The 24,296-nt window shown below is 54.4% G+C and carries 28 protein-coding genes; 27 read left to right on the top strand and 1 reads right to left on the bottom strand.

What is annotated here, in order from left to right:
• The first annotated feature begins 125 nt into the window (after positions 1-125).
• The 16 genes from G7K71_RS02065 (at position 126) to G7K71_RS01990 (ending at position 14,354) form a co-directional block, all read left to right on the top strand.
• The gene (locus G7K71_RS02065; protein ID WP_166343118.1) at positions 126-836 is read left to right on the top strand and encodes a cell division protein FtsQ/DivIB; all 711 of its coding nucleotides are present in this window, start codon (positions 126-128) and stop codon (positions 834-836) included.
• 18 nt (positions 837-854) lie between these two features.
• Positions 855-1,586 (top strand): DUF881 domain-containing protein, encoded by a 732-nt coding sequence (locus G7K71_RS02060; protein WP_207712590.1) that lies wholly within the window; start codon positions 855-857, stop codon positions 1,584-1,586.
• The gene (locus G7K71_RS02055; RefSeq protein WP_166343116.1) at positions 1,583-2,290 is read left to right on the top strand and encodes a DUF881 domain-containing protein; all 708 of its coding nucleotides are present in this window, start codon (positions 1,583-1,585) and stop codon (positions 2,288-2,290) included. Before G7K71_RS02060 ends, G7K71_RS02055 begins: the two co-directional genes overlap by 4 nt.
• 5 nt (positions 2,291-2,295) lie before the next feature.
• Positions 2,296-2,643 (top strand): small basic family protein, encoded by a 348-nt coding sequence (locus G7K71_RS02050; protein WP_013822261.1) that lies wholly within the window; start codon positions 2,296-2,298, stop codon positions 2,641-2,643.
• Between the two features lie 69 nt (positions 2,644-2,712).
• Positions 2,713-3,930, top strand: a complete 1,218-nt coding sequence (gene ftsA / locus G7K71_RS02045; protein ID WP_166343114.1) for a cell division protein FtsA — start codon at positions 2,713-2,715, stop codon at positions 3,928-3,930.
• Between the two features lie 36 nt (positions 3,931-3,966).
• Positions 3,967-5,019, top strand: coding sequence for a cell division protein FtsZ (ftsZ, locus tag G7K71_RS02040; protein ID WP_013822263.1), 1,053 nt, complete (start codon positions 3,967-3,969; stop codon positions 5,017-5,019).
• 106 nt (positions 5,020-5,125) lie between these two features.
• Entirely contained in the window at positions 5,126-5,269 is a 144-nt protein-coding gene (locus tag G7K71_RS02035) for a hypothetical protein (RefSeq protein WP_166342626.1), read from the top strand.
• Positions 5,270-5,411: 142 nt separating this feature from the next.
• Positions 5,412-6,323, top strand: a complete 912-nt coding sequence (spoIIGA, locus tag G7K71_RS02030) for a sigma-E processing peptidase SpoIIGA (RefSeq protein WP_166343112.1) — start codon at positions 5,412-5,414, stop codon at positions 6,321-6,323.
• 37 nt (positions 6,324-6,360) lie between these two features.
• Positions 6,361-7,092 carry an RNA polymerase sporulation sigma factor SigE gene (gene sigE / locus G7K71_RS02025; protein ID WP_013822266.1) on the top strand — a complete coding sequence of 244 codons (732 nt, stop codon included), beginning with the start codon at positions 6,361-6,363 and terminating at the stop codon, positions 7,090-7,092.
• A 123-nt stretch (positions 7,093-7,215) separates the two neighbouring features.
• Positions 7,216-7,989: an RNA polymerase sporulation sigma factor SigG gene (gene sigG, locus G7K71_RS02020; RefSeq protein WP_013822267.1), complete on the top strand. Its 774-nt coding sequence runs from the start codon at positions 7,216-7,218 to the stop codon at positions 7,987-7,989.
• A gap of 475 nt (positions 7,990-8,464) precedes the next feature.
• Positions 8,465-9,355, top strand: coding sequence for a stage II sporulation protein R (spoIIR, locus tag G7K71_RS02015; RefSeq protein WP_166343110.1), 891 nt, complete (start codon positions 8,465-8,467; stop codon positions 9,353-9,355).
• A 92-nt stretch (positions 9,356-9,447) separates the two neighbouring features.
• Positions 9,448-9,744, top strand: a complete 297-nt coding sequence (locus G7K71_RS02010; RefSeq protein ID WP_013822269.1) for a YlmC/YmxH family sporulation protein — start codon at positions 9,448-9,450, stop codon at positions 9,742-9,744.
• Between the two features lie 266 nt (positions 9,745-10,010).
• Positions 10,011-10,466, top strand: a complete 456-nt coding sequence (gene nrdR / locus G7K71_RS02005; protein ID WP_166343108.1) for a transcriptional regulator NrdR — start codon at positions 10,011-10,013, stop codon at positions 10,464-10,466.
• A gap of 108 nt (positions 10,467-10,574) precedes the next feature.
• Positions 10,575-12,593: an anaerobic ribonucleoside-triphosphate reductase gene (nrdD, locus tag G7K71_RS02000; RefSeq protein ID WP_166343106.1), complete on the top strand. Its 2,019-nt coding sequence runs from the start codon at positions 10,575-10,577 to the stop codon at positions 12,591-12,593.
• Positions 12,594-12,617: 24 nt separating this feature from the next.
• Entirely contained in the window at positions 12,618-13,127 is a 510-nt protein-coding gene (nrdG, locus tag G7K71_RS01995) for an anaerobic ribonucleoside-triphosphate reductase activating protein (RefSeq protein WP_166343104.1), read from the top strand.
• 147 nt (positions 13,128-13,274) lie between these two features.
• Positions 13,275-14,354: a BsuPI-related putative proteinase inhibitor gene (locus tag G7K71_RS01990; protein WP_243174526.1), complete on the top strand. Its 1,080-nt coding sequence runs from the start codon at positions 13,275-13,277 to the stop codon at positions 14,352-14,354.
• Between the two features lie 51 nt (positions 14,355-14,405).
• On the opposite strand, the gene G7K71_RS01985 is transcribed toward G7K71_RS01990, so the two are convergent.
• On the bottom strand, positions 14,406-14,636 hold the full coding sequence (locus tag G7K71_RS01985; protein ID WP_166343100.1) for a zinc ribbon domain-containing protein: 231 nt from the start codon (positions 14,634-14,636) through the stop codon (positions 14,406-14,408).
• A gap of 168 nt (positions 14,637-14,804) precedes the next feature.
• Here G7K71_RS01985 and G7K71_RS01980 point away from each other — a divergent pair, with 168 nt between their 5' ends.
• The 11 genes from G7K71_RS01980 (at position 14,805) to G7K71_RS01930 (ending at position 24,290) form a co-directional block, all read left to right on the top strand.
• Positions 14,805-16,367 (top strand): MBL fold metallo-hydrolase RNA specificity domain-containing protein, encoded by a 1,563-nt coding sequence (locus G7K71_RS01980; protein WP_166343098.1) that lies wholly within the window; start codon positions 14,805-14,807, stop codon positions 16,365-16,367.
• Between the two features lie 83 nt (positions 16,368-16,450).
• Positions 16,451-17,269 carry a peptidoglycan editing factor PgeF gene (gene pgeF, locus G7K71_RS01975; protein ID WP_166343096.1) on the top strand — a complete coding sequence of 273 codons (819 nt, stop codon included), beginning with the start codon at positions 16,451-16,453 and terminating at the stop codon, positions 17,267-17,269.
• 25 nt (positions 17,270-17,294) lie between these two features.
• On the top strand, positions 17,295-18,005 hold the full coding sequence (locus G7K71_RS01970; protein WP_166343094.1) for a response regulator transcription factor: 711 nt from the start codon (positions 17,295-17,297) through the stop codon (positions 18,003-18,005).
• A gap of 3 nt (positions 18,006-18,008) precedes the next feature.
• Positions 18,009-19,400 (top strand): two-component system histidine kinase PnpS, encoded by a 1,392-nt coding sequence (gene pnpS / locus G7K71_RS01965; protein WP_166343092.1) that lies wholly within the window; start codon positions 18,009-18,011, stop codon positions 19,398-19,400.
• 90 nt (positions 19,401-19,490) lie between these two features.
• Positions 19,491-20,252: a phosphate ABC transporter ATP-binding protein PstB gene (pstB, locus tag G7K71_RS01960; protein ID WP_166343090.1), complete on the top strand. Its 762-nt coding sequence runs from the start codon at positions 19,491-19,493 to the stop codon at positions 20,250-20,252.
• A 78-nt stretch (positions 20,253-20,330) separates the two neighbouring features.
• Positions 20,331-20,990, top strand: a complete 660-nt coding sequence (phoU, locus tag G7K71_RS01955) for a phosphate signaling complex protein PhoU (RefSeq protein WP_013822280.1) — start codon at positions 20,331-20,333, stop codon at positions 20,988-20,990.
• Positions 20,991-21,100: 110 nt separating this feature from the next.
• Positions 21,101-22,027, top strand: coding sequence for an HlyD family efflux transporter periplasmic adaptor subunit (locus tag G7K71_RS01950; protein WP_166343088.1), 927 nt, complete (start codon positions 21,101-21,103; stop codon positions 22,025-22,027).
• Positions 22,028-22,045: 18 nt separating this feature from the next.
• Entirely contained in the window at positions 22,046-22,768 is a 723-nt protein-coding gene (locus G7K71_RS01945; protein WP_166343086.1) for a YggS family pyridoxal phosphate-dependent enzyme, read from the top strand.
• Complete coding sequence (locus G7K71_RS01940; protein ID WP_166343084.1) at positions 22,746-23,177, top strand: cell division protein SepF; 432 nt, start codon at positions 22,746-22,748, stop codon at positions 23,175-23,177. Before G7K71_RS01945 ends, G7K71_RS01940 begins: the two co-directional genes overlap by 23 nt.
• A gap of 15 nt (positions 23,178-23,192) precedes the next feature.
• Positions 23,193-24,014, top strand: coding sequence for a pyrroline-5-carboxylate reductase (gene proC / locus G7K71_RS01935; RefSeq protein WP_013822284.1), 822 nt, complete (start codon positions 23,193-23,195; stop codon positions 24,012-24,014).
• Positions 24,015-24,026: 12 nt separating this feature from the next.
• Positions 24,027-24,290, top strand: coding sequence for a YggT family protein (locus tag G7K71_RS01930; protein ID WP_013822285.1), 264 nt, complete (start codon positions 24,027-24,029; stop codon positions 24,288-24,290).
• The last annotated feature ends 6 nt before the right edge of the window (positions 24,291-24,296 follow it).

Genomic DNA, 24,296 nt, shown 5'->3' with positions numbered 1-24,296 from the left:
GGGAACGGGAAAACCGGGTGTTATTATTTGTTTGGGCCAGTCGGCGGGCTGGCCGGGTAACAAGGGATGCCAGCCGCGGGCATCAATTCTGCCGGTTCCGGGACAAAATATTAGGAGTGGTGAGGTTGGGCATACCGCGGCATACCGGAAAATATCTTGTCGAAAGGATTTTGTTTGCCTTTGTGGTCCTGCTGGCCGCCTTTATTCTCCTGGGTTCACCCCTGTTCGAGGTGCGCGAGATTGAAGTTACCGGCAACAGTGCCCTGCCGGAAAAAAAAATTGTGGAGCTTTCGGGGATCACCGCCGGAATAAATATTTTCAAGGTTAATTTAAAAGAGTCCGAGGCCCGGATCCGCACCGTGCCGCTCATCAAAGATGTCAGTCTTACTCGTGAGTTTCCGTCCCGCATCGTGATTGCAGTAGAGGAAAGAAAAGCAGTGGCTTTGCTTCCCGTAAAGGACGGTTTTATACAGGTGGACCGGGAAGGGGTGTGCCTGAAGGAGAGCGGGGTGGCCGGTTCCCTCCCGGTGGTGACGGGGACAGTAGTTCCCACCCCTGCTCCGGGACAGGTGATCCGGGATGCAAAACTGGGTACAGCCCTGCACGTGCTCAACCAGCTCCCCGGGTCACTGCGTAGTAAGCTTTCCGAAATACATGTTAATGCCCGGGGTCAGGTGGTGCTGTACACCCTGGACGGGGTTGAATGCCGCCTGGGTGCTCCCGTGGATATCCGCAAAAAGGCCGGGGTTCTTCTGCAGGTTCTGGAACAGGTAAAGGGCCGGCAGATAGCCTATGTAGATCTTACCGGTGTTCCCGTAGTTAAATATGTCAGGTAAAATTTGGAGGGTATGAAAATGGGGGGCATGACCGTGAAAATCAGGGGATTTCACTGGGCGTTGGTCCTGGTGGGACTGGTTATGGGTTTGATGCTGGCGGTACAGTTCCGTTTGACCAGGGATATCCAGGAAACGCCCCCCGTTAAGCAAACGCAAACCCTGGCTGCCCAGGTTAATCAGGCTAAAAAAGAACGGGACGAGCTCCAGCGACGGGTAAGTGACCTGCGGACCCGCCTGGATGAAGTGGCAGCCGGTCCCCGCTTGAACGCGTTAAAAGAGGAGTTGAACCGGGTGCGTATTACAGCCGGCCTGGTAGATGTTAGCGGGCCGGGGGTGGAAGTAACTTTAAATGATAGCAACCAGATTTTGCAGCCGGGACAAAATCCAAACCTTTATGTTTTACACGATGAGGATGTGCTGAAAATTATTAACGAGTTGAAGGCTGCCGGGGCCGAAGCTATAGCCATCAACGGTCAGCGCATGCTGGCCACCAGTGAAATACGCTGTATCGGCCCGACCATTTTAACCAACCGCAACCAGCGCTTGACCCCCCCTTTTGTTATCTCCGCCATCGGTAATCCTGACAATTTAATTAATTCCCTGCAAATGCGGGGTGGGGTAGTGGAGCAACTGCGCTTTTGGGGTATTCAGGTGGAGGTTAAAAAAGTAGCGCAACTAACGGTGCCTGCCTACACGGGAGGGGTGCGCTTTGAGTATGCCCGGCCGCTGGAGGAGGGAGTAAAACAATGAAGCTGTCCACCTATTTATCCCTCGGATTGGTGGCTATGGTTTTAGGTGTGCTTATTGTTTTCCAGTTCCGGGTCACCAGGCACATTGAACAGGGCATACCGGCCGGCCGGGCACAGGAGCTGGCCCTGGAACTGCGCCAGCTGGAAAAGGATAAGAGCAAGCTCGAGGCCGAGGCCAATGACTTAAGCCTTAAACTGGAGCAGGTTACCCGGGGTCAAACCGAGGCGGAGAAGGCCCTTAAGGATGAGCTGGCCAAAGCCAGGTTGCTGGCCGGTTTGGTTTCCGTTACCGGACCCGGTATTGAGGTAACCCTGGACAATCCTCCCCAGCAACCCGGTGGAGGGGGGCCCGCCAGCCTTTATGTCATCCGGGACGAGGACCTCTTGCGGGTGATCAATGAACTGCGGGGTGCGGGGGCCGAGGCCCTTTCCATTAACGGCCAGCGCATAGTGGCCCACTCTGAAATCCGCTGGGCTGCCCCCTTTATTAATGTTAATTTGACCAGGGTGGTGCCGCCCTATCATATTCTGGCCATTGGCAAGCCGGATAATTTAAAAAGCGCCCTGGAGATCCCGGGCGGACTGGTGGAGTACTTGCGGGATCTGGGGGTCCAGGTAAAGATACAGCCTTATGACCGGCTTACCATCCCGGGTTATTCCCGCACGACGGAGTTTCGCTATGCCAAACCAGTGGTAAAAGGGTGAGAAATATGTGGTTGGGTATCTGGCTGGCTGTTGCCGGTCTGGTTTTGGGAGTGCTGCTGGGGCTTAATATTCCCCTGGTGTTGCCACAGGTTTACGCCAAGTATCTTTCCGTAGCGGCCCTGGCAGCCCTGGATTCGGTTTTTGGAGGCATCCGGGCAGCCATGGAGGACCAGTTTGATAACACCGTCTTCATTTCCGGTTTCTTCAGCAATGCCCTGCTGGCTGCCGGTCTGGCCTTCATTGGAGAACGCCTGGGGATCGATCTTTATTTAGCTGCCGTGGTGGCCTTCGGGGTGCGGCTGTTTCAAAACCTGGCCATTATCCGGCGCCACCTGTTTAAAAAAATAAAATAAACTTTATAAAGGGAAAAGACCGCTGGCGTTGAATTTTACATTTTTAGTAACTGGTAGGGGGTGCCCCGCTTGACTGGAAAGGAAGTTGTAGCCGGCCTGGATGTGGGTACGTCCAGTATGGTGGCGGTGGTAACCCGGGTTGCCGATCCCGAACGGGCGGCTGGAGTGGGCTGGTGCCCATCCCTGGGGATGCGTAAGGGTATAGTCGTTGACCTGGAAGGGGCAGCCCAGGCAATAAAACGGGCTGTGGAGATGGCCCAGGAGGCGGCCGGATACAGGATCGGCACTGTTAGCGTGGGTTTTTCCGGCCATGGTGTAAATGTGCTCACCAGACATGCCGATATAACCATTGGTCACGGCAGAAAAATTACCACCGGTGATGTGGCTGACCTGATCCAAGTTTTTAGGCAAGTGGAGGTTCCTGCCGGAAGGCGGGTTCTGCAAGTGGTGCCGGTGGAGTTTATGATTGACGGTATGCCCCGGATGGATAATCCCATCGGCCGCACGGGTTCCAGACTATCCCTGGAAGCACGGGTGGTAACTGTAGATAGTCAGGTGATTGATCAGTTGGTTACCGCCGTGGAAGCGGCGGGGCTACGGGTAGCGGAGGTCGTGTTAAACCCACTGGTATTGGCGCAGGAAGTTTTGAGCACCGTTGAGAGGGAACTTGGCGCGGTTCTGGTGGATTTAGGCGGTGGAACTACTGCCGTTACGTTCTTCCGAGGTGGCACCCTGGTAGATATGACCGTTATTCCCGTGGGTGGGGAACATATTACCAGTGACCTGGCCATTGGAGTGAGAACATCCCTGGATGCGGCGGAGAAGGTAAAACGGGAGATCGGCCTCCTTCCGCAAGAAGCAGTTTGGGTGGAATTGCCTACCATGGGTGGCCAGGCCTCCCGGCGGGCCAGCCTGGTTACCATCAGGCAGATTGTTGAATCCAGGGTGCTGGAGATCCTGGATCTAATTAAGCAAAGCATTGACAGGCTCGCCCGGGGGAGGGCGTTGCCCGGGGGGGTGGTACTCGCGGGCGGCGGCTCCTGTCTAAAAGGATTGCCCGATCTGGCCTCCCGGGTTTTGCAATTGCCGGTCCGGGTAGCTACAACGGAACCGGACTGGCAGGTCGCCCGTTTTCTGGCCAGGCGTGCAGCAGCAGGAATAGCCAGGCGGGAAAATCACAGGCTGGCGGTGGCAGCCGGGGAGTTCCGGTTAGGGCCGCGGGGAGTAAGACAAATTTTTGCCCATATACGCCGGAGTTACCCTCATGGAAGCGGTACTGACGGTTAAGTTATCTTGCTTGAGAAACCATAGAGGGGGATTGTCATGCTTGACTTCGAGCTTGAAAACAACCAGTTCGCCAATATTAAAGTCATCGGAGTGGGAGGGGCAGGCAACAACGCCGTTAACCGGATGATCATGGCCGGTTTGCGGGGAGTGGAATTCATTGCCGTTAACACCGATGCCCAGGCCCTCCAAATGGCCCAAACCAGCAACAAAATTCAAATTGGGGCCAAGTTAACCAAAGGGCTGGGTGCCGGTGCCAACCCGGAGATTGGGCAGAAGGCGGCTGAAGAGAGCCGGGATGATATCATCCAGGCTTTAAAGGGGGCAGATATGGTTTTTGTCACTGCCGGTATGGGTGGCGGTACCGGTACCGGGGCGGCGCCGGTGGTGGCCGAGGTGGCCAAGGAACTGGGTGCCTTGACTGTGGGGGTGGTGACCAAGCCTTTCACCTTTGAAGGAAGGAAGCGGATGAACCAGGCAGAGATGGGGATTCAGAACCTTAAGGGTAAGGTGGATACCCTGATCACCATTCCCAACGATCGTTTGCTGCAGGTTATTGATAAGCATACCTCCATTGTTGAGGCTTTTCGCATAGCTGACGACGTTTTGCGCCAGGGTGTACAGGGCATTTCGGATTTGATTGCCGTACCCGGCTTAATCAACCTGGATTTTGCCGATGTGAAGACAATTATGAAGGATACCGGTTCCGCCCTCATGGGCATCGGAGTGGCCAGCGGCGAGAACCGGGCTACCGAGGCCGCCCGCATGGCCATTTCCAGCCCGTTGCTGGAAACCTCCATCGAAGGAGCCAGGGGCGTACTGCTAAACATTACCGGTGGAACCTCCCTGGGGCTCTTTGAGGTAAATGAGGCGGCGGAAATTATCTCCCAGGCTGCCGATCCCGAGGCCAACATTATTTTTGGTGCGGTCATCGATGAGCGTATGGAGGATGAAGTGCGGGTGACGGTCATTGCTACCGGTTTCGATCAAAAAGTGGTTAAAAAAGAACGGGCTAAAGATGAGTTAGAAATTAAGCCCTTTACCAGCCACGACGACCTTGACATTCCGGCCTTTTTGCGCCGGCGCAATTAGAGTTTTTTGCAGCGATTTTATGAACAAATTTTTTACAAAAGCCGGTCTTAAGGACATGGCTTTTTTGTTTTTTGTGCACAATAAAGCAGAAGGAGGCGATGAACATTTGGAGCATCCGGAGCACGAGAAAACTGTAGAAATGAAGGGAAGTCGCAAGGAAGATCTTAACCGCATCAGGGGTACCCAGCGCCTGGTAGATCCCGAACGGGGGCCGGAGAATAAGAGAAAAAAGAAAGCCTGGGAAACATAGAATGACATATTTTACCAGTCTGGTATTGTATAATAAGACCAGACTTTTCTTTATGCCCATTGATTTGTAAGGCTGTCATAAGGGTCTAGAGGCGGCCATATAATGATAGAGGGCTGTGCATGGCCAGGTGGGAGTGGGCTTGATGACCGGCTACGTCGTCTATGTGGATCAGGTCCTGGCAGGCAATTTGCTCCTCAATTATATTTTATTATGGACGGCCGGGCGACTATCACAGGTGAGGACAACTATATTCCGGCTGGTCTTATCCAGCGCCCTGGGCAGTGTATACGCTTTGTTCTTTTTTGTCCCGGGATTTAACCAGTTATTCAGTTTGCCTTTGAAAATTTTCTTTTCCTCCTTAATGGTCGTGGGAGCCTTTGCCCCTTTGCCCCTGAAAAGACTGCTCGCCTGTCTTGTATTTTTTTACCTGTCGTCTTTTGCCCTGGGAGGCATCTGGCTCGGTTTTATTTATTTTCTTTACTCCAATAGTGATTTCGCCACCGCCGTAAACCAGACGTTGCACATTATCCAGCGTTATTTCTGGCCCGGCCTTTTGCTGGCTCTCGCAACTCTGATGGGGGGAGGACGTGTACTAGCCCTGTTGATGCAGTTACGGTTGGAGCAGCAGGCGCACAGGGTGGGCCTGGTGGTGGAAGTGGAGGGGCGGCGGGTAGAGGTGTGTGGCCTGGTGGATACGGGTAACAGTTTAAGGGATCCCCTTACCGGTCACCCGGTGATTGTCGTGGAGTACACCGCCTTGCTGACCATATTGCCCCCGGCGGTACGGCAAATTATCGAGGAGGCAGGGGATTCCAGCGACCCCTCCGTTCTGGCAGCCCTGGCCGGAACCGGCTGGGCGGCCCGCCTCTGTTTGATTCCCTTCCGCTCCGTAGGCCAGGAGCAGGGGATGCTGATTGGTATTCGTCCGGACCGGGTGGAAATTCTCCAAAAAGACGGCAGTACCGGGGTTCATCAGGTGGTTGTAGGCATTTACAGGCATACGCTGGGAAGTTATCAAGCACTGGTACCCCCGGCAGTGGTCAAAGCGGCCTGACGGGCCGGGGACCAAGATCAAGGTGGGGTGGGAAAGTATGTCTTTGCCGAGAATTGTGCAACTGAAGTGGCACTGCCGCTTACTACTGATCAGGCTGGCGGCCTGGTTGGGCTACCACCGGGAAATTTATTATGTAGGCAGCAGTGAGGCGCTCCCGCCACCCCTTTCCACCGATGAAGAATCCTTTTTGATCAACAAACTGGAGGCCGGAGACACCGCCGTACGCACCGTGCTCATTGAACGCAACCTCCGTCTGGTGGTCTATATAGCCCGGAAGTTTGAAAATACCGGTGTAGGGATAGAGGACCTGGTTTCCATCGGAACCATTGGTTTAATTAAGGCGGTAAACACCTTTGACCCCGCGAAAAAAATCAAGCTGGCCACCTATGCTTCCCGCTGCATTGAAAACGAAATCCTCATGTACCTGCGCCGCAACAATAAAACCCGGGCTGAGGTATCCTTTGACGAACCCCTGAATATTGACTGGGAGGGCAACGAGCTATTGCTCTCCGATGTGCTGGGTACGGAAAACGATATTATCTACAAGTATATTGAAGATGAGATAGATAAAAAGCTTTTGTATATGGCGCTGAACAAATTGAGCGGCCGGGAACGCAAGATTATGGAACTACGTTTCGGCTTGAACAACGGGGTGGAAAAGACTCAAAAGGAGGTGGCCGACTTACTGGGTATTTCCCAGTCCTACATTTCCCGGCTGGAAAAGAGAATTATCAAGCGGCTGAAGAAGGAAATGCACCGGCTGGAATAGGGTGGCTAAGTGCTCCAAAGTCCGCCGGGTCTTTTTTTATCCATGTATAAAGGCAGGGGGGCGGGGTAATAATGAGGTTATGGCCAAACGCATAAAAACTTGAAAAGAGGTGGGCGGTCTTCCATGCTGCTGAACAAGGTAGAGATCAGTGGTGTGAACACCTCAAAACTCCCCCTGTTAACGGGGACCCAGATGCGCCAGTTGTTCGAAGCAATGCATAACGGAGACCAGGAAGCCCGAACCCAGTTGATTAATGGTAACCTGCGCTTGGTCCTTTCGGTAATCCAGCGGTTTACCAACCGCGGTGAATATGTGGACGACCTCTTTCAGGTGGGTTGCATCGGATTGATGAAGGCGATCGATAATTTTGACCTCTCCCAGAACGTTAAGTTTTCCACCTACGCTGTTCCCATGATCATTGGTGAAATCCGGCGTTATTTAAGAGACAACAATTCCATTCGCGTAAGCCGCTCTTTAAGGGATATTGCCTATAAAGCCCTGCAGGTAAGAGACAACCTGGTAAACAAGTATTCCCGGGAACCGTCGATCAACGAAATCGCCGGGGAATTGAAGCTGCCCCGGGAGGAAATAGTTTTTGCCCTGGATGCCATCCAGGAACCCATTTCCCTCTTTGAACCTATCTATCATGACGGCGGGGACCCCATCTTTGTCATGGACCAGATTAAGGACGAAAAGAACCACGACCATAACTGGCTGGAAGGCATCGCCATCAGGGATGCCTTAAGGCGACTGAGCGATCGGGAAAAATTAATCCTGACCTTGCGTTTTTATGAGGGGAAAACCCAGATGGAGGTGGCGGAAGAGATCGGCATATCCCAGGCCCAGGTATCCCGCCTGGAGAAGGCTGCTTTAAATAACATGCGCAAATATTTATAGGTTGTAAATGTTTGGTTAAGCCGCTTAAGGCACGGCGTTGTTCCGCTCACTCATATGCTCCGCGTAAGATGCGCACCGCGGTTCGCTTCGGGCCGCCCAGCACTCACTGAATAAGCCATACTGCGAAGGCCAAATTTTCTACTGCATTTTGCATTTGCCTTGGAATGAAGCATCTTTGCCGGTGAGTGCTGGGTTCACCGGGTGTTGTTACCGGCGCTCCGCAAAATCGTTCGCTATAAACAACGCCGTGCCTTTGTAGTAACAAAGCGGTTTTAGTGAACGTTTACTATAGGTTTTGTTTTTGGCGTTTCTTTCTGCCGCCGGTGTTGTCCCTTCTGACCGCTCCCAGGGGATAAAACTCACCGGTGCTTTCGCTTTTCTGTGCCCCCATTACTCCAGGTTTAAGCTGTCGAAATACGGGTAAAACTAGGGGTAGAACAAATATTTGCAAGTTAAGTAATGGGGGAACGAGAAAATGCTCTCGCAAAGGCGGATTGGCTTTTGGGTTGCAGGTGTGCTGGCGGTGACGCTGCTGGCCGGCTGGGGTTGGTACCGGCATGTCATGGATAACCCTTACCGTCCCGATCACCTGATCCGCTTCCATGTAATAGCCAACAGCAATTCGCCCACCGACCAGGCGCTGAAATTCCGGGTGCGGGATGTGCTTGTCCAGGCCATGACCCTTCGCTTCCAGCAGGCCCGGGATATTGAAGAAGCCAGGATCATCGCCCGGACCAACCTGGATTACATGGAGCAACTGGCCAGGCAGGCAATCCGCGATGCCGGGGCGGACTACCCCGTTACCGTGTCCCTGGGTCACTACCGGTTTCCGGCGAAAACCTATCACGTGGCTAATGCCAACCCGGGGAGAGTTCACGACCTGACCCTGCCCGCCGGCGAATATGAAGCGGTGCGGGTGGTCATCGGCCGGGGTGCCGGTGCCAACTGGTGGTGCGTGTTATTCCCTCCTCTATGTTTTGTAGATGTTCAAAATGCTGCCGGACCTTGTGCCGGTGAACGGGAAAACCCGCCCCGGCGGGACCCCGGGTTGAAGCATGATCCGGCTAAAGAAAGTCCGGAGCAAAAACCTTTCTCTCCGCCGGATGAAGATGCCGCGGCGGGTTCAAAAGCGGAGCCGGCTTTTAAATGGACCGGGCCCTCCGCCGTAGCCACCCTGGCTCCCACCCACCAGAACGGCCAGGACGAGGGTACCATTTTAAGAGTAAATTCCTCCGACGGTACTCCCGTGGAATTTCGTTTCCGCATCCTGGACTTCTTTGCCGGTGCGCATGGCTGGTTGGATCGTCTCTGGAGTGCCCAGCACTCACCGTTTTTAGGTAACTACGTAGATCAAAACCGCATATAGTCAGTCCGCACCATTAGATAACCTTTATTTCGGTGAGTGCTGGGTTCAGCCTGCCCCCCTGGCGGCATATAATATGCCAGGGGGTGCAGGCAATGGTAAAGGTATCGGATTTGCGCATGCGGGAAGTAATTAACATTGCTGACGGGCGCCGTATGGGGCCGATTAAGGATATTGACATTGACCTGGAACAGGGGCGTATCAGCGCCATCATTCTCCCCGGTCAGGGAAGTCGCCTTTTAGGGTTGTTCGGCCGGGAAGAGGAAATTGTGGTCCCCTGGCATAAAATTAAAAAAATCGGCCTGGACGTAATCCTAATCGATTTGCGGGATGTTACCGACATACGGCCTGAAGGTGGTTTTCCGGGCAACGGGAAAGAACGATATTTCTAAGAAGAACTTCGAAACTATCCGTTTCCGGTTCGGGTGGTAATCGTCCCCGATTAAAAATGTCGGACAAGCATTACCGCAGCGGAAAAATGTGAAAAGGGTACCTCTGGTAGACCAAGAAGGAGGAAATCATTTGTGGTTTCGCGAGGGGTACCCTTTTCACGTTTTAGTTTTACCCCCTATATATAGTATAATATCCTCACCAGCTGTACTATATATGTGAAGAAATTTATCCCCGGGCCCGTGATGGAAAAGAGTGGTGAAACAGCGTGCGCTGTCCCTTCTGCGGTTTTTCGGAAAGCCGGGTGCTGGATTCCCGCTCGGCGGAGGACGGTTATTCCATCCGCCGCCGGAGGGAATGCGCGGGATGCGCCCGGAGGTTTACCACCTACGAGCGGGTGGATGAGCTTCCCCTGGTGGTGGTAAAAAAGGACGGCCGGCGGGAGGTTTTTGATCGCAATAAGCTCCTGGCCGGGCTGGTGAAGGCCTGTCAAAAGCGCCCAGTATCCATGGCCGCCCTGGAGGCCCTGGTGGACGAGGTGGAGCGCACATTGCGCAGCACGGCGGAGCTGGAGGTTACCAGCCGGCAAATCGGCGAAATGATTATGGAACGGCTGCGTGTGCTTGATGAAGTGGCTTATGTACGCTTTGCCTCGGTTTACCGGGAGTTCCGGGATGTACAGGAATTTTTGCAGGAAATCCGGCGCTTATCCGAAACGCCGTAAAAGTTTAGCTTAAATTGTAGCAGCTGGAATTGTAAGTCAGATCTTTTACATAACAAAGGCAGGAACGCTGGATATTTATACAGACCTTAGTTAGAGGAGGAAACGAATTTGTTCAAAGTTATCCGCAAACGGGATGGGCGGGAAGTGCCCTTCGATGAGACCAAAATTACCGATGCCATCTTTAAGGCCGCCCGGGCGGTAGGGGGTGAGGACCGCCAGACGGCCATGGAGCTCACCATCGAGGTCCTCAAGATGCTCAAAAAGAAATACAACGGCCAGGTCTTCGGCGTGGAAGATGTTCAGGACGTGGTGGAAAAGGTGCTCATTGAAGCCGGTCACGCCCGCACGGCCAAGGCCTACATCCTCTACCGGGACAAGCGAACCCGCATCCGGGAAGCCAAGGGTGATTTAATGGATGCGGTGGAGGAAATCCTGGCGGAAACCAACCGGGAAAATGCCAATGTGGGCAATTCCCCCTCGGCCAAAATGTTGCAGATTGCCAGCGCAGCCAGCAAGAAATATTATCTCACCCGCCTTCTGGACGAGGATTTTTCCAATGCCCATATGCGGGGAGACATCCACATCCACGATCTTGACTGGTACGCCAAAACCTTGAACTGCCTGCAGCTGCCCCTGGACAGGCTCTTGACCGAAGGCTTTAATACCGGTCACGGGTACATCCGACCCCCGAAACGGCCAACCTCGGCTACGGCCCTGGCGGCAATCATTTTGCAGAGTTCACAAAACGATATGTTCGGCGGGCAGTCCTTCCCCTTCTTTGACCGGCAAATGGCTCCCTTTGTGGAAGATGCCGATGAAAACGAGACATTCCAGGCCATGGAAGCCCTGGTGTACAACCTCAACTCCATGCACTCCCGGGCGGGGAGCCAGGTGCCGTTTTCCAGCATCAACCTGGGCACCGATACTTCCGAGGCCGGGCGTAAGGTAACCCGCAACCTGCTTTTAGCCTATGAGGCCGGGCTGGGGAGGGGGGAAAACCCCATTTTCCCCAATATCATTTTCCGTATACAGAAAGGGGTCAACTTTGAACCCGGGGACCCGAACTATGATTTGTTCCAGTTAGCCATTCGGGTAGCCAGCAAACGGTTGAATCCTTCCTTTGCCTTTATGGATTCTTCTTTCAACCGTCCTTACGGGGATCAGGTGGCCTATATGGGCTGCCGCAGCCGGGTGATGGCCAACAGGCGGGGTCCGGAGGTCACGCCGGGTAGGGGGAACCTGTCCTTCACCACCATCAACCTGCCCCGGCTGGGCATAAAGGCCGAGCGAAATCTCAAGCGGTTCTATGGGCTTTTGTCGGAGGTTATGGACCTGGCCATCAGGCAGCTTTACCATCGCTTCCGGGTGCAGGCCAGGCTCAAGGTCAAGGACATGCCCTTTGTCATGGGGCAGGGTATTTACCTGGGTTCGGAGGGGCTGAAGGAGGACGATTGTATCGAACCGGCCATTGTCAACGGCACCCTGGCCGTGGGCTTTATCGGCCTGGCCGAAGCCCTGGTGGCTTTAACCGGGCGGCATCACGGCCAAAGCGAGGAATCCCAGGCCCTCGGCCAGGAGATTGTGGCCTTTATGCGCCGGCGTATTGATGAGGCCTGTGAGGAATATGACCTGAACTATACCCTGCTGGCCACACCGGCCGAGGGGCTTTCCGGGCGGTTTGTGCACATAGACCGGCGGGAGTTCGGCATTATTCCCGGCGTGACGGACCGGGAATATTACACCAACTCTTTCCATATACCGGTGTACTATCCCATCAGCAGCTTTGAGAAAATCAGCCTGGAAGGACCCTACCATAAATACTGCAATGCCGGGCACATCAGCTATGTGGAAATGGCTTCGCCACCGGTACACAACCCCGAGGCGGTGGAAGCCATTATCCGCCACATGGCGGCCAGCGACATGGGTTATGCGGCCATTAACTTCCCGGTGGATTTCTGTACCAGCTGCAACTTAATGGGTGTAATCAACGAAAACAATTGCCCCCGCTGCGGGTCGGCAGCCATCCGGCGGGTGCGGCGGATTACCGGTTACCTTTCCACCGTGGACCGCTTCAACGACAGCAAGGTGGCGGAATTAAACGACCGTTTGCCCCACAGCTTGAGTTAGATGCTTTAGCGAGGAGAGGTACTTATGCAGTTACGTGTAGCCGGGATAATTAAGGAAAGTGTGGTGGACGGGCCTGGCCTGCGGCTGGTGGTTTTTGCCCAGGGTTGCCCCCGTCGCTGTCCCGGCTGCCATAATCCCCATACCTGGGATCCGGCCGGGGGCACTTTGGTTGAGGTGGAAGAAGTTCTGGCCATGGTCAAGAAAAATCCCCTTTTAAAAGGGATAACCCTTTCCGGGGGCGAGCCCTTTGCCCAGGCCGGCGCCCTGGCCTATCTGGCCCGGCAGGCTCACGCCCTGGGCCGGGATGTGATTACTTATACGGGCTATACCTGGGAGGAACTTCTTGAGCTCGCCAGAAGGGATGGGGCGGTAAAAGAGCTTCTGGAGCTTTCCGATTATATTGTGGACGGTCCCTATATCCAGGAAAAAAGGGACCCGGAACTGCCCTTCCGTGGTTCCAGCAACCAGCGCATTATCGATGTACCCGCCTCCCTTGCCTGCGGCCGGGTGGTCATCGCTTCGTGGGGCGGGTAATGAAACAGGAACAAGGCAAGTACATGATGGTGGTACTTGCCTTATTTCATTACGTTGTCAATGGCTTGGGGCCCTGATGAACCTTCTGCCCCCTGGGAGCATATAATGAAACAATCACACCCATTGCTACCGGGGAGAGGGTTTGTTATGCTTACCTATACGGTGCAGCCGGGGGACACACTTTCATCAATTGCCCAGCGTTTTAACACCACCGTGGAGAAACTGGTGGCCTTGAATAATATTTCCGATCCCGATCATATCGACGTGGGGATGGTTTTAACCATTGAGGCGGACGGAGACGGTGGTGCCGGGGGAGATCCGGTTGCCGCCCGTGTTGTTGATGGACTTTTGTATGTTTTATCTACAGATCGCCGGACTTACCGCCAGGGGGAACCGGTGCGTTTAACCTTAATTAAAGTAAACATCCAGGATAGCCCTATCACCATGACCTATGCTACGGGCCAGCGTTTCGACTTTGCCGCCCTGCGGGAGGGCCGGGAAGTGTGGCGCTGGTCCTTTGGGAGGAGCTTTCCTCAAGTTGCCGGCCAGGTAACGCTTCAACCGGGGGAAAGCCAGACCTTCAGGGCGACCTGGGACCAGCGGAACAACGCGGGTAATCTGGTGGCTTCAGGCAATTTCACCATCCGGGGCTTCAACGTGGCCCGGGGGCTGGCCCAGCGTTTTGTTTCCATACCCATAAGTGTTGCGCCCGCGGTGGTGCCAACGCCGCCCCCGCCAACTGGTGTGTGCCCTACCGGTAATTTGTTACGGGATCCAGGTTTAGAGGAATGGCGGGATGTGAATACGCCTGTCTTGTGGAATGGAACCAACATTTTCCGCACCCCGTTAAACTGCGGGGGACGCCTTGCCGCCGGTATGGGGGCTGTGCCCAACCGCCAGGCCACCCTTACCCAGTCGGTGGCGGGCCTGCCCGGCCGGTTGTATCAACTGAGCTTTTCCGCCCGGGAAATTCCCGGGCGGCCTCCTCGGGGGAACTTCTCTCTGGAAGCGGCGGTGTTTTTCTACGATGTCCAGGGGCGACTGATCAGCAGGGCGGACCCCGTTTTCAGTGAAACCAGCATCCCGGAGTCCTGCCGGCGTTTTTCCCTTACCACCGGTCTTTCCCCGGCACGCACGGGCCGGGTGGAGGTGCGGTTCATTTTTACTCCGGCAGCCGGCAACAATAACCCTGTGGCCGTTGATGAGGTGGATTTGCGCTGCATCTAATTCCGGCCATATCCCATATAGCGAAAAAAAGGGGGCTTTGAACCCCCTTTTTCAATGTCCGCAGGTAGCGCAGCTTCCCCCGGCGCAACCGCCGCAGCTGCTGCCACCACTGCTGCTACCGCCGGCATCCCGGTTGCCCAGGGAGGCAAAGCTGCTCATTAGCCGGTTTGCGCCGGTGGCCTGGCATGCCGGGCATACCTGATGCTCACCACTTTCTCCCAGCGAGCATAATTTTTCAAAGCGGTGACCGCAGGTGTTGCAGCGAAATTCATAAATAGGCATTCCGTAACACCCCTTTCCCCATTCACAGCCGGGACTTCCCGGCTATTTTTAGCTTACGCCGCGGACCGGCACCTGTCAAGGAAGACATTTTTCACTGTATTCAGAAGGGATATCCTCGTTGAAAGGGAATTAATAAAAATCTAAGTTGCACTAATTAGGAGGGGTTGCATGCGCGTTCGTTTTCTCGGAGCTGCCCAAACGGTCACGGGCTCCTGCTTTCTTTTAGAAGTGGGAGCCAACCGGATAATGGTGGATTGCGGCATGTTTCAAGGGGCCCGGGCCTTAAGGGAGCGCAACTACCGGCCTTTCCCTGTATCACCCCTTAGCGTGGATTACGTTTTGCTCACCCACGCCCATATAGATCACAGCGGCTTAATTCCCAAGCTGGTGAAACATGGTTTTCGGGGCAAGGTGCTGGCCACCCCGGCTACCATCGATCTGTGTGCAGTCATGTTGCCCGACAGCGGGCACATCCAGGAAATGGAGGTAGAAAGGCTTAACCGCAAGGCCGCCCGGGCCGGCCGCCCGCTCATAGAACCAATTTATAACGTTGAGGACGCCAACCGGGCTATAAATTTTTTTGAGCCCGTGGATTACGACCGGGTGGTAAATCTCACCAAAGAGATCAGCGTACGCTTTTTAGAAGCGGGACATATCCTTGGTTCGGCCATGGTAGAACTTACGGTCAGGGAGGGGCGACAAGAAACCAAACTTCTTTTTACTGGGGATTTAGGGAAAAAGAACAAGCCCTTCCTTAAAGACCCCTCGTTTATTGACCATGCCGATTATGTATTCATCGAATCCACCTATGGTGACCGCCTGCACCCGGATCAGGGGGATCATGTAAATCTGCTCCACGATATTATCTGGGAGACCTATCGTAAAGGCGGCAATTTAATTATTCCCGCTTTTGCCGTGGAACGCACCCAGGATTTGCTTTATGATCTCAATCTCCTGATTGTCAACAACCGCTTCCCGCCCATGAAGGTTTATATTGACAGCCCCATGGCCGTGGCGGCCACGGAAGTTTTCAAAAAATATACACCTTATTTTGACCAGGAGACCCGGGAGCTTATAGCCCAAGGGAAAGACCCCCTAAACATGACCGCCCTTGAGTTTACCCGCACCACCGAAGAATCCATGGCTTTAAATAAAATTAAAAGCGGGGCCATCATCATAGCGGCCAGCGGTATGTGCGAGGCCGGCCGGATCAAGCACCACCTGCGCCACAACCTGTGGCGTCCCGAATGCACCATTCTTTTTGTTGGTTACCAGGCTCCTGGAACCAAGGGCCGTAAGATAAAAGACGGGGCAAAATACGTGCGCATTCACGGGGAAGAAGTGGCCGTACGGGCTACCATTAAAAGTATCGATAGTTTTTCTGCCCATGCGGATAAAGAAGAATTGCTGGAATGGTTGGGACACTTACAAAAACCCCCTACCAGGGTTTTCCTGGTGCACGGGGAACCTTCTTCCATGAATGTTCTGGCGCAGGATATTGCCCGTCGTTACGGTTATTCCGTGCACGTTCCCGTGCTTGAGGAAGAAGTGCAGCTTACCCCGGCTTTGCCGCTTGGCGAGGAGGAGTTACGCCGGGCATATGACGCAGTGGCGAGCCGTTTACAGGATGTGCTGGCCAGTGGTCTGGGTAGGGGGCATTACCAGGAGATTATGGAACAGCTGGACCATTTGAACGCCCTGCTGGCATCCATTCAAAAGCAGGCCAGTTAATTACATTGCCTAAAACAAGGCGTACCGATATAATTATGGTGTAATCGGGAATTTTCCCGGTTTTTTGGGAGGGACTGATTTCCGTGCCCGGCTACCTGTGGAGAGAAGAAGGGACGGTTAAGTGGCTGCTCTGGGAAGCCTTCCTGGACACCGGTTTGGTGAGCCATGGCTTTACCACCCGCCATGGCGGTGTCAGTGCTGGGGAGTTCGCCACTTTAAATATGGCCTTTCACGTGGGTGATGACCCTGGTCATGTGCTGACCAACCGGGAGCGGGCCTGCCGGGCTTTGGAAATGAACCCCGCACACCTGGTGGCCGGCCAGCAGGTCCACGGGGACCGGGTGGCGGTGGTCGGGAAGGTTCACCGCGGCCGGGGGGCCCGGTCAACGGAAGATGCCCTGCCCGCCACTGATGCCCTGATTACCGGGGAACTCCTGGTACCCCTGTCCAGTTATTATGCCGATTGCGTGCCGGTTTTCCTTCTGGATCCGGTTCGGCGGGTGGTGGGTCTGGCACATGCGGGCTGGAGGGGGACGTACCTTGACATTGCGGCCAAAACGGTGGAGGCCATGGGCCGTTTCTTTGGCAGCCGATCCGAGGATTGCCTGGCGGGCATTGGCCCCTCCATTGGACCCTGTTGCTATGAAGTGGATGCGCCCCTGGTTGACCTGTTTAAAGGACATTTTCCCTTCTGGCAGGATCTTTTAGTTCCCAATCCGTCTGGCAAGTGGCAGCTCGACCTTTGGGAGGCCAACCGGCGCGTTCTCCTGGAAGCCGGCCTTGTACCGGAAAACATTTTTATAGCCGGTGTTTGCACCTGTTGCCGGCAGGACCTCTTTTTTTCCTACCGGGGGAGTGGCGGCCGTACCGGGAGGATGGCGGCCCTGATCATGTTAACTTAACCCGCCGCTTAAAGGAGGCGACTATATGGCTAAAATCCTGGTTGTGGATGATGAAGAGCATATTGTGGAGTTGATCCGCTTTAACCTGGAAAAGGAAGGTTACCAGGTAATAGCCGCCACGGACGGGAATATCGCCATCGAAATGGCACGCTCCCAGCGGCCCGATCTCATCCTCCTTGATGTGATGTTGCCGGGACAGGATGGCTTGGCGGTCTGTCGCACCTTGCAGCAGGAGGCCGAAACCCGGCATATTCCGGTAATCATGATCAGTGCCCGGGGGGAGGAACTGGATAAGGTCCTGGGTCTGGAAATGGGAGCCGACGACTACGTCACCAAGCCTTTCAGCCCGCGGGAGCTGGTGGCCCGGGTCAAAGCCCGGTTGCGCCGGGCGCCTGGGGAAGGCGAAGGCAGGGGTGTTCGCCCTCCGGGGGGAAGACTGGTCCGCGGGCGGCTGGTAATTGACCCGGATCGTTTCCTGGTTACCGTGGACGGCGTTAAACAGGACCTAACTCCGAAGGAATTCGAGTTACTGCGTTTTCTGGCCAGTGAGCCGGGAAAAGTTTTTTCCCGTGAATACCTGCTGGAACAGATCTGGGGTTACGATTATGCCGGGGACTCCCGGACGGTGGATGTGCATATACGCCATATCCGTCAAAAGCTGGAACAGGTGCCCAACGCGCCCCAGTATATTGAAACGGTGCGTGGGGTGGGTTATCGCTTCCGGGAGGTGCCTTAGAGGGTGAAGCTTAACTTCCTGCGGGGTATTTCCTGGCGGCCGGTGGTCAGTTATTTTTTCCTAATGGCCATCTTTTTTGCCCTTTTGCAGCTTTATGCCGCTAAAAAACTGAGCGTATTAGGAGCTTTATTTATTATCCTGCCCCTATCGGTATTACTGGCCTGGCTTTTATACCAGAGGGTCATCGGTCCGTTAAATGAAATCATTGCCGCGGCCAGGGATATGGCCCGGGGCAACCTGGACCGGGAACTGCATATTTATACCCAGGATGAAATAGGGGAACTGGCCCGCAGCATTAATGACATGGCCCGTCAACTGCGGAACACTATTGACATGATTACCGATGAAAGGAACCGGGCCCGCGCCATTCTGGACAGCATGGCCGACGGGGTAATTGCCCTGGACCGGGAGGGTCGCGTGCTGCTCATAAACCCGGTGGTAGAGGAAATATTTGACTTAAGGCAGGAAACCTGCCTGGGGAAAAAAATCCTGGGAGTTATCCGCAACTATGACGTTGAGCGCCTCCTGCGCAAGGCTCTAGAGACACAAAAACCCACCAGCGAGGAAGTGAAAATTTTCGGGGCCGGCTCCGACCCTCGCATTTTCCGCCTCCATGCCACCCCTTTAAAAGGCTCCAACCGGGAAACCGGGGGGGTAGTGGTGGTCCTGCGGGATATTACCGAACGCAAAAAACTGGAACAGATGCGTACGGAGTTTGTGGCCAATGTTTCCCATGAACTGCGTACTCCATTAACTTCCATCAAGGGTTTCTTAGAAACCCTTCTGGACGGGGCTATGAATGATCCCAAAACTTCCCGCCAGTTTCTGGAAATAATGAGTCAGGAAACCGAACGCCTAACCCGTCTGGTGGACGATCTGCTGGATCTCTCCAAGATTGAGGAACGACGGGTGGTGCACCGCTGGCAACCGGTGAATTTGGTGGACATTATCAACCGCGTGGCTTCCCTGTTCCGGCCGCAGGCAAAGGAAAAAGCACTCACCCTTTCCCTGGAAGTGCCCCGGGATCTGCCCAGCGTGTATGGTGATCCCGATATGCTTGCCCAGGTGTTGATTAATTTGCTGGACAACGCCATTAAATATACCCCGCCCCGGGGCAGCGTAACCATCCGGGCCATGGTCCTGGAGGATCAGTTGAGGGTAGAGGTGGAAGATACCGGCATTGGCATTCCTGCCGAAAGCCTGCCCCGTATATTTGAGCGTTTCTACCGTGTGGATAAGGCCCGTTCCCGGGAACTGGGGGGTTTTGGTATCGGCCTGGCCATTGTGAAACATATTATTCGCGCTCATGGCGGCAAGATTGAGGTGGAAAGTACACCCGGCAAGGGAAGTTTGTTTTACTTTACCCTGCCCCTGGCTGAACCGGCATCCCGTTAATCAAAAATAGCCTTTGGTAAACCATAATTAACATTCCTTTGTTAGAACGGGCCACAATGACAAAAAAAGAGTTGACTTGGGGGGTGCCCGATGGAGGAACACGTGAAGATTGCCGTTAAAGATTTAAACCTTTATTATAAAGATTTTCACGCCCTGAAAGATATCAATTTAGATATAAAGGCCAATAAAATCACTGCTCTTATTGGTCCTTCCGGTTGCGGCAAGTCAACCTTTTTACGTACCTTAAACCGGATGAACGATCTTATCGAGGGAGTACGGATAGAGGGAACGGTTTTACTGGACGGCCAGGATATCTACGCTCCCGATGTGGATGTGGTTTACTTACGCAAACGAGTCGGGATGGTCTTCCAGCGTCCGAATCCCTTTCCTATGTCGGTTTATGATAACGTGGCGTACGGCCCGAGGGTTCACGGTATCAAGAATAAGCGGTTGTTGGACGAAATTGTGGAAAGGAGCCTGCGGGACGCGGCCCTGTGGGATGAGGTGCAGGACCGCTTATTTAAATCGGCCCTGGGCCTTTCCGGTGGCCAGCAGCAACGCCTCTGCATTGCCCGCCTCCTGGCGGTGGAACCGGAAGTGCTACTGATGGACGAACCCAGTTCCGCCCTGGATCCCATTTCCACTCTCAAAATAGAAGAGCTGATCCAGGTGCTGAAGAAAGATTACACCATTGTGATTGTGACCCACAATATGCAGCAGGCCGCCCGGGTTTCGGACGTTACCGCGTATTTTTTAAACGGCGAACTGGTGGAATGGGGGACGACGGATGAAATCTTTACCCGTCCCAAAGATCAGCGTACGGAAGATTATATTACCGGTCGATTTGGTTAGGACTTTGAGGTTTGCCGTTCACCTGCGAATTTTGGCGCAAAGGACGAAAACTTGCATGTTTTTGCGGGAGGGATGACCGTGAGTCCCCGTTCTTCCTTTGATAAAGCCCTGGCTGAACTCCAGCAGGATATCCTGCGCATGGCCAGTCTGGTGGAACAGGCCATTTATGATGCGGTGCAATCCCTGGTCAAGCTCGACGTGGCAAGTGCGGCCCAGGTAATCATGGGCGATGAGATGATCGATGAACTTTACCTGGAAATTGAAGATAAATGCGTAAAATTAATTGCCACCCAGCAACCCATTGCCCGGGATTTGCGGGTGGCCATCACCGGGATCAAGATTCTTTTGAGTCTGGAGCGGATGGCCGATCATGCGGTGGATATCGCCCGGGCCACCATGTGTTTGAGCGGGCAGCCTTTGACGGTAAAATGCCTGGAATATATTCCTCAAATGGGACGGCTTGCCCAGCAAATGGTCAAAGATGGACTGGATGCCTATGTTAATGGTGATGTCCAAAAGGCCAGGGAGATGTGTGCCCTGGATGATGAAGTGGACTATATCTTTGCTAGAGTCTTCCGGGAACTGATCAACGGCATGATAGAGAATCCTAAAACAGTGATGCAATCGGCCTACCTTCTTTACGTCAGTCGCTACCTGGAAAGGATTGCCGACCATGCCACCAATATTGGAGAGGCCGTCATCTACCTGGTCACGGGTGAACGCCGGGAACTGAACTAATTTTCTTACCCGGGCGCCAGTTGCCGGTTCTTTTTTCGCAGGATTTGCACCAAGAGCCGTAGAATAAAACAAGTTACGCATCTCTATCTGAATCTTGGCAGGTGACGGGGTTGATCTCCCTGCTCCGGGCCAGAAAAATATTCCCTTTGTCGATCCTTTCTCTGGTGGTTCTTTTTTTCCTCTGGTGGCTGGGAAATCGCACCTGGTACCTGGTTGAGACACGGCTGGTCAGGGTGGAATGGTTGGAGGAGGACAAGGTTTCCCGTACCATTACCACCTCCGGCTGGCTGATTAAGGAAGAGCAACTGCTTCCCTCACCGGGAAGGGGCCAGTTAAGGCTGCTGGTAAGTGACGGGCAGCGGGTGCGGGCCGGAGGAGCGGTGGCAGAGATCCTTCTGGCTGATAATGGTAACGATGGAAGAAAGATGGTTGTTTATGCACCCCGGGGAGGGGTTTTTTGCAACCATATCGATGGACTGGAAAAGGTATTGCGGCCTGGAAATGCATTAGAAATGGAGGCCGTGGAAAAACTGGGGGCAAAATCCGCTTCCCCCGGTACAGGGAACCGGGTAGAAAAAGGGGAACCCGTAGGCAAGTTGGTGGACAACCTGTCCGGCATATGGTACTGGTGCCGCGTTCCCCGGGAGGAAGCCGGAGCTGGAAGATGGTCTTCCGGGCAACCGGTGGTCGTTCTATGGCAGGGGCGGCAAATGCGCGCCCGGTTGGAGAAAATTACCGGGGAAGAGATGCTCTTTCTGTTATCCGTTTATCCCGGCGACCTGGTCCACCAGCGCCAGGTCCAGCTGGAGCTGGTGACGGGAGAAGTGGCCGGTTTTCTGGTCCCTCCCCGGGCGGTGGTGGAGCGGGACGGGCAACCCGGGATTTATGTCATTTCCCGGCGCCGGGCCACCTGGGTGCCCGTTCAGGTTCTGGGTGAAACGTCAGGACGGGTGGTTATTTCCGGCCAGAGTCTATCTACCCGCACCCGCTATGTGACCAACCCTTTCTGGGTCCGGGAGGGAGACAGGCTGGAATGAGAGCTGGGGGGAAAGATATTGGGAGTCAGGGAAAACCTTTCTCATGTAATTGAGCAGATGACAAAAGCGGCAAAAAAGGCCGGCCGGGATCCCGGCTCGGTTAAGCTGGTAGCAGTGACTAAAAATGTTTCCGTCGACATTATGCGGGAAGCGCTGGCAGCAGGAATAAATGCCTTTGGGGAGAACCGGGTGCAGGAACTGGTGGCCAAACACCCCCAGCTGCCGGTTGATGTGGAATGGCACCTTATCGGCCATCTGCAAACGAATAAGGTTAAATATATTATCGGCAAGGTACACCTGATCCATTCCCTGGACAGCTGGCGCCTGGCCCGGGAAATCAGCCGCCGGGCCCAGGAGCGGGGTTTAACGGTGGAAGTGCTGGTACAGGTAAATATATCCGGGGAAGAAACCAAATACGGTTTACCCCCCGGGGAGGTGAGGAGCTTTGTTGCGGGGGTGGCGGAGCTTCCCGGTATTCGCGTACGCGGATTAATGACCATTGCTCCCCTGGTCTCCGATCCCGAACAGGCAAGGCCGATCTTCAGGGAACTGTATCAAATGGCCAGCTGGCTTAAACAAGAGCTGCCGGAGTTACCGCTGGATTTTTTGTCTATGGGGATGAGCAACGATTTTACGGTAGCCGTAGAAGAAGGAGCAAATATAATTCGGGTGGGTAGCGCCATTTTTGGACCTCGACCAAACCCAAGGAGGGATAACCATGGCGAAAAAATTGGTGGATAAAGTACTCGGTTTTATGGGCTTTGAAGAGGAGCCCCTGGAGGAAGAGGAAAAGGAGCGCTTCCGGGAAGAAGATTCTGTGCCCCAGGTGAAGCGCAAGGGGCAGGTATTCAGCTTACACACCCAGCGCCAGGTGCGGGTTATTGTGGCAGAACCCCGGGCTTTTGAAGATGTGCAGAGCATCGCTGAACATTTAAAAAACCGCCGCCCGGTGGTGGTTAATCTGGAGAGGGCTGAAAGCGAGCTGGCCAGGCGCGTGGTGGATTTTGTCAGCGGAGCTACATACGCCCTGAACGGGAACATGCAAAAGGTGGGCAACGGAATTTTTCTCTTTGTACCCAGTAATATGGATATAGCCGGTGACATTAAAGAATATGGAGGACGGGGGATTTTCTCCTGGATGGACGAGTAAAAGGGGGTATTCCTTTTGCCATTGACAGGACTTGCCATTGGCTGCCTGGGGGGCGGGGCCATGGCCCAGGCCTTGCTCACAGGATTAATTAAAAGCGGTCTTCAGGCCCGGAATCTGTATGTAAGCGATACCCGCCGGGATCGACTGGAGTTTTTGCACCGGGAGCTGGGTGTACATACGCGGGAGAGCAACAAGGATCTAGTAAAGGAATCAGATGTGGTTATTCTAGCGGTTAAACCTCAAGTAGTAGAGGAGGTTTTGAAAGAAACAGGGGGCATATTTCAGCCCCAGCAAACCCTCATTTCCATTGCCGCCGGTATTACCACCCAGTTTATTGAAAGTTTTCTCGCCCAACCGGTACCGGTAGTCCGCGTCATGCCCAACACACCCTGCCTTTTGGGAGCCGGTGCCAGTGCCCTTTGTCTCGGGACCCATGCCGGTGTTAGGGATCGGGAGCGGGCTATGGCTATTTTCAGTGTCGTCGGCCGGGCGGTGGAAGTGCCGGAAGGGCTGATGGACGCCGTGACAGGGCTTAGCGGCAGCGGGCCTGCCTATATGTATGTCATCCTGGAGGCTCTGGCCGATGCCGGGGTACGGGTGGGTCTCCCCCGGGATGTGGCTCTTTTGCTCAGCGCCCAGACCATGCTGGGGGCCGCCCGGATGGTTCTAGAAACCAACGAACACCCTGGCCGCCTGAAAAATATGGTTACCACACCGGGGGGTACGGCTATTGCAGGTGTCTTTGCCCTGGAAGAGGGAGGACTGCGGGTAACCCTCATGCGGGCGGTGGAAGAAGCTACCCGCCGCTCCCGGGAACTGTCCAGTGCATTAAAATAAGAGGAGAGCATTATGAGTTTAGAACGCATTATAAACGTGGCTTTCCAGGTTTATGCCTGGCTGATCTTTATCCGCATTATTTTGTCTTTTATCCGTCATAACCCCTACCAGCCCCTGATCCGCTTCGTTTATGAAATTACCGAACCTGTGCTGGGTTTCTTCAGGCGCTTTATTCCCCCCGTGGGGATGCTGGATTTTTCACCCCTGGTGGCTTTCTTTGCCCTGGAATTGCTGCGCCAGATAATTCTCAACGTGATCCGGGCCCTGGGGTTGTAGTCCTGA

It is taken from the genome of Desulfofundulus sp. TPOSR (assembly GCF_011393055.1).
Taxonomy (GTDB): Bacteria; Bacillota; Desulfotomaculia; order Desulfotomaculales; family Desulfovirgulaceae; genus Desulfofundulus; species Desulfofundulus kuznetsovii.
This window is presented reverse-complemented; position numbering and strand designations above follow the sequence as displayed.

Excerpts from the sequence above, each read along its gene's own strand:
- sigE (WP_013822266.1), top strand. The coding sequence starts at position 6,361 with ATGTCTTTGCCGAGAATTGTGCAACTGAAGTGGCACTGCCGCTTACTA.
- G7K71_RS01980 (WP_166343098.1), top strand. The coding sequence starts at position 14,805 with ATGCGCGTTCGTTTTCTCGGAGCTGCCCAAACGGTCACGGGCTCCTGC.
- sigG (WP_013822267.1), top strand. The coding sequence starts at position 7,216 with ATGCTGCTGAACAAGGTAGAGATCAGTGGTGTGAACACCTCAAAACTC.
- G7K71_RS02050 (WP_013822261.1), top strand. The coding sequence starts at position 2,296 with ATGTGGTTGGGTATCTGGCTGGCTGTTGCCGGTCTGGTTTTGGGAGTG.
- G7K71_RS01990 (WP_243174526.1), top strand. The coding sequence starts at position 13,275 with ATGCTTACCTATACGGTGCAGCCGGGGGACACACTTTCATCAATTGCC.
- spoIIGA (WP_166343112.1), top strand. The coding sequence starts at position 5,412 with ATGACCGGCTACGTCGTCTATGTGGATCAGGTCCTGGCAGGCAATTTG.
- G7K71_RS01940 (WP_166343084.1), top strand. The coding sequence starts at position 22,746 with ATGGCGAAAAAATTGGTGGATAAAGTACTCGGTTTTATGGGCTTTGAA.
- G7K71_RS02060 (WP_207712590.1), top strand. The coding sequence starts at position 855 with ATGGGGGGCATGACCGTGAAAATCAGGGGATTTCACTGGGCGTTGGTC.
- G7K71_RS02010 (WP_013822269.1), top strand. The coding sequence starts at position 9,448 with ATGGTAAAGGTATCGGATTTGCGCATGCGGGAAGTAATTAACATTGCT.
- ftsZ (WP_013822263.1), top strand. The coding sequence starts at position 3,967 with ATGCTTGACTTCGAGCTTGAAAACAACCAGTTCGCCAATATTAAAGTC.
- pstB (WP_166343090.1), top strand. The coding sequence starts at position 19,491 with ATGGAGGAACACGTGAAGATTGCCGTTAAAGATTTAAACCTTTATTAT.
- spoIIR (WP_166343110.1), top strand. The coding sequence starts at position 8,465 with ATGCTCTCGCAAAGGCGGATTGGCTTTTGGGTTGCAGGTGTGCTGGCG.
- nrdG (WP_166343104.1), top strand. The coding sequence starts at position 12,618 with ATGCAGTTACGTGTAGCCGGGATAATTAAGGAAAGTGTGGTGGACGGG.
- G7K71_RS01985 (WP_166343100.1), bottom strand. The coding sequence starts at position 14,636 with ATGCCTATTTATGAATTTCGCTGCAACACCTGCGGTCACCGCTTTGAA.
- G7K71_RS02055 (WP_166343116.1), top strand. The coding sequence starts at position 1,583 with ATGAAGCTGTCCACCTATTTATCCCTCGGATTGGTGGCTATGGTTTTA.
- G7K71_RS01930 (WP_013822285.1), top strand. The coding sequence starts at position 24,027 with ATGAGTTTAGAACGCATTATAAACGTGGCTTTCCAGGTTTATGCCTGG.
- G7K71_RS01970 (WP_166343094.1), top strand. The coding sequence starts at position 17,295 with ATGGCTAAAATCCTGGTTGTGGATGATGAAGAGCATATTGTGGAGTTG.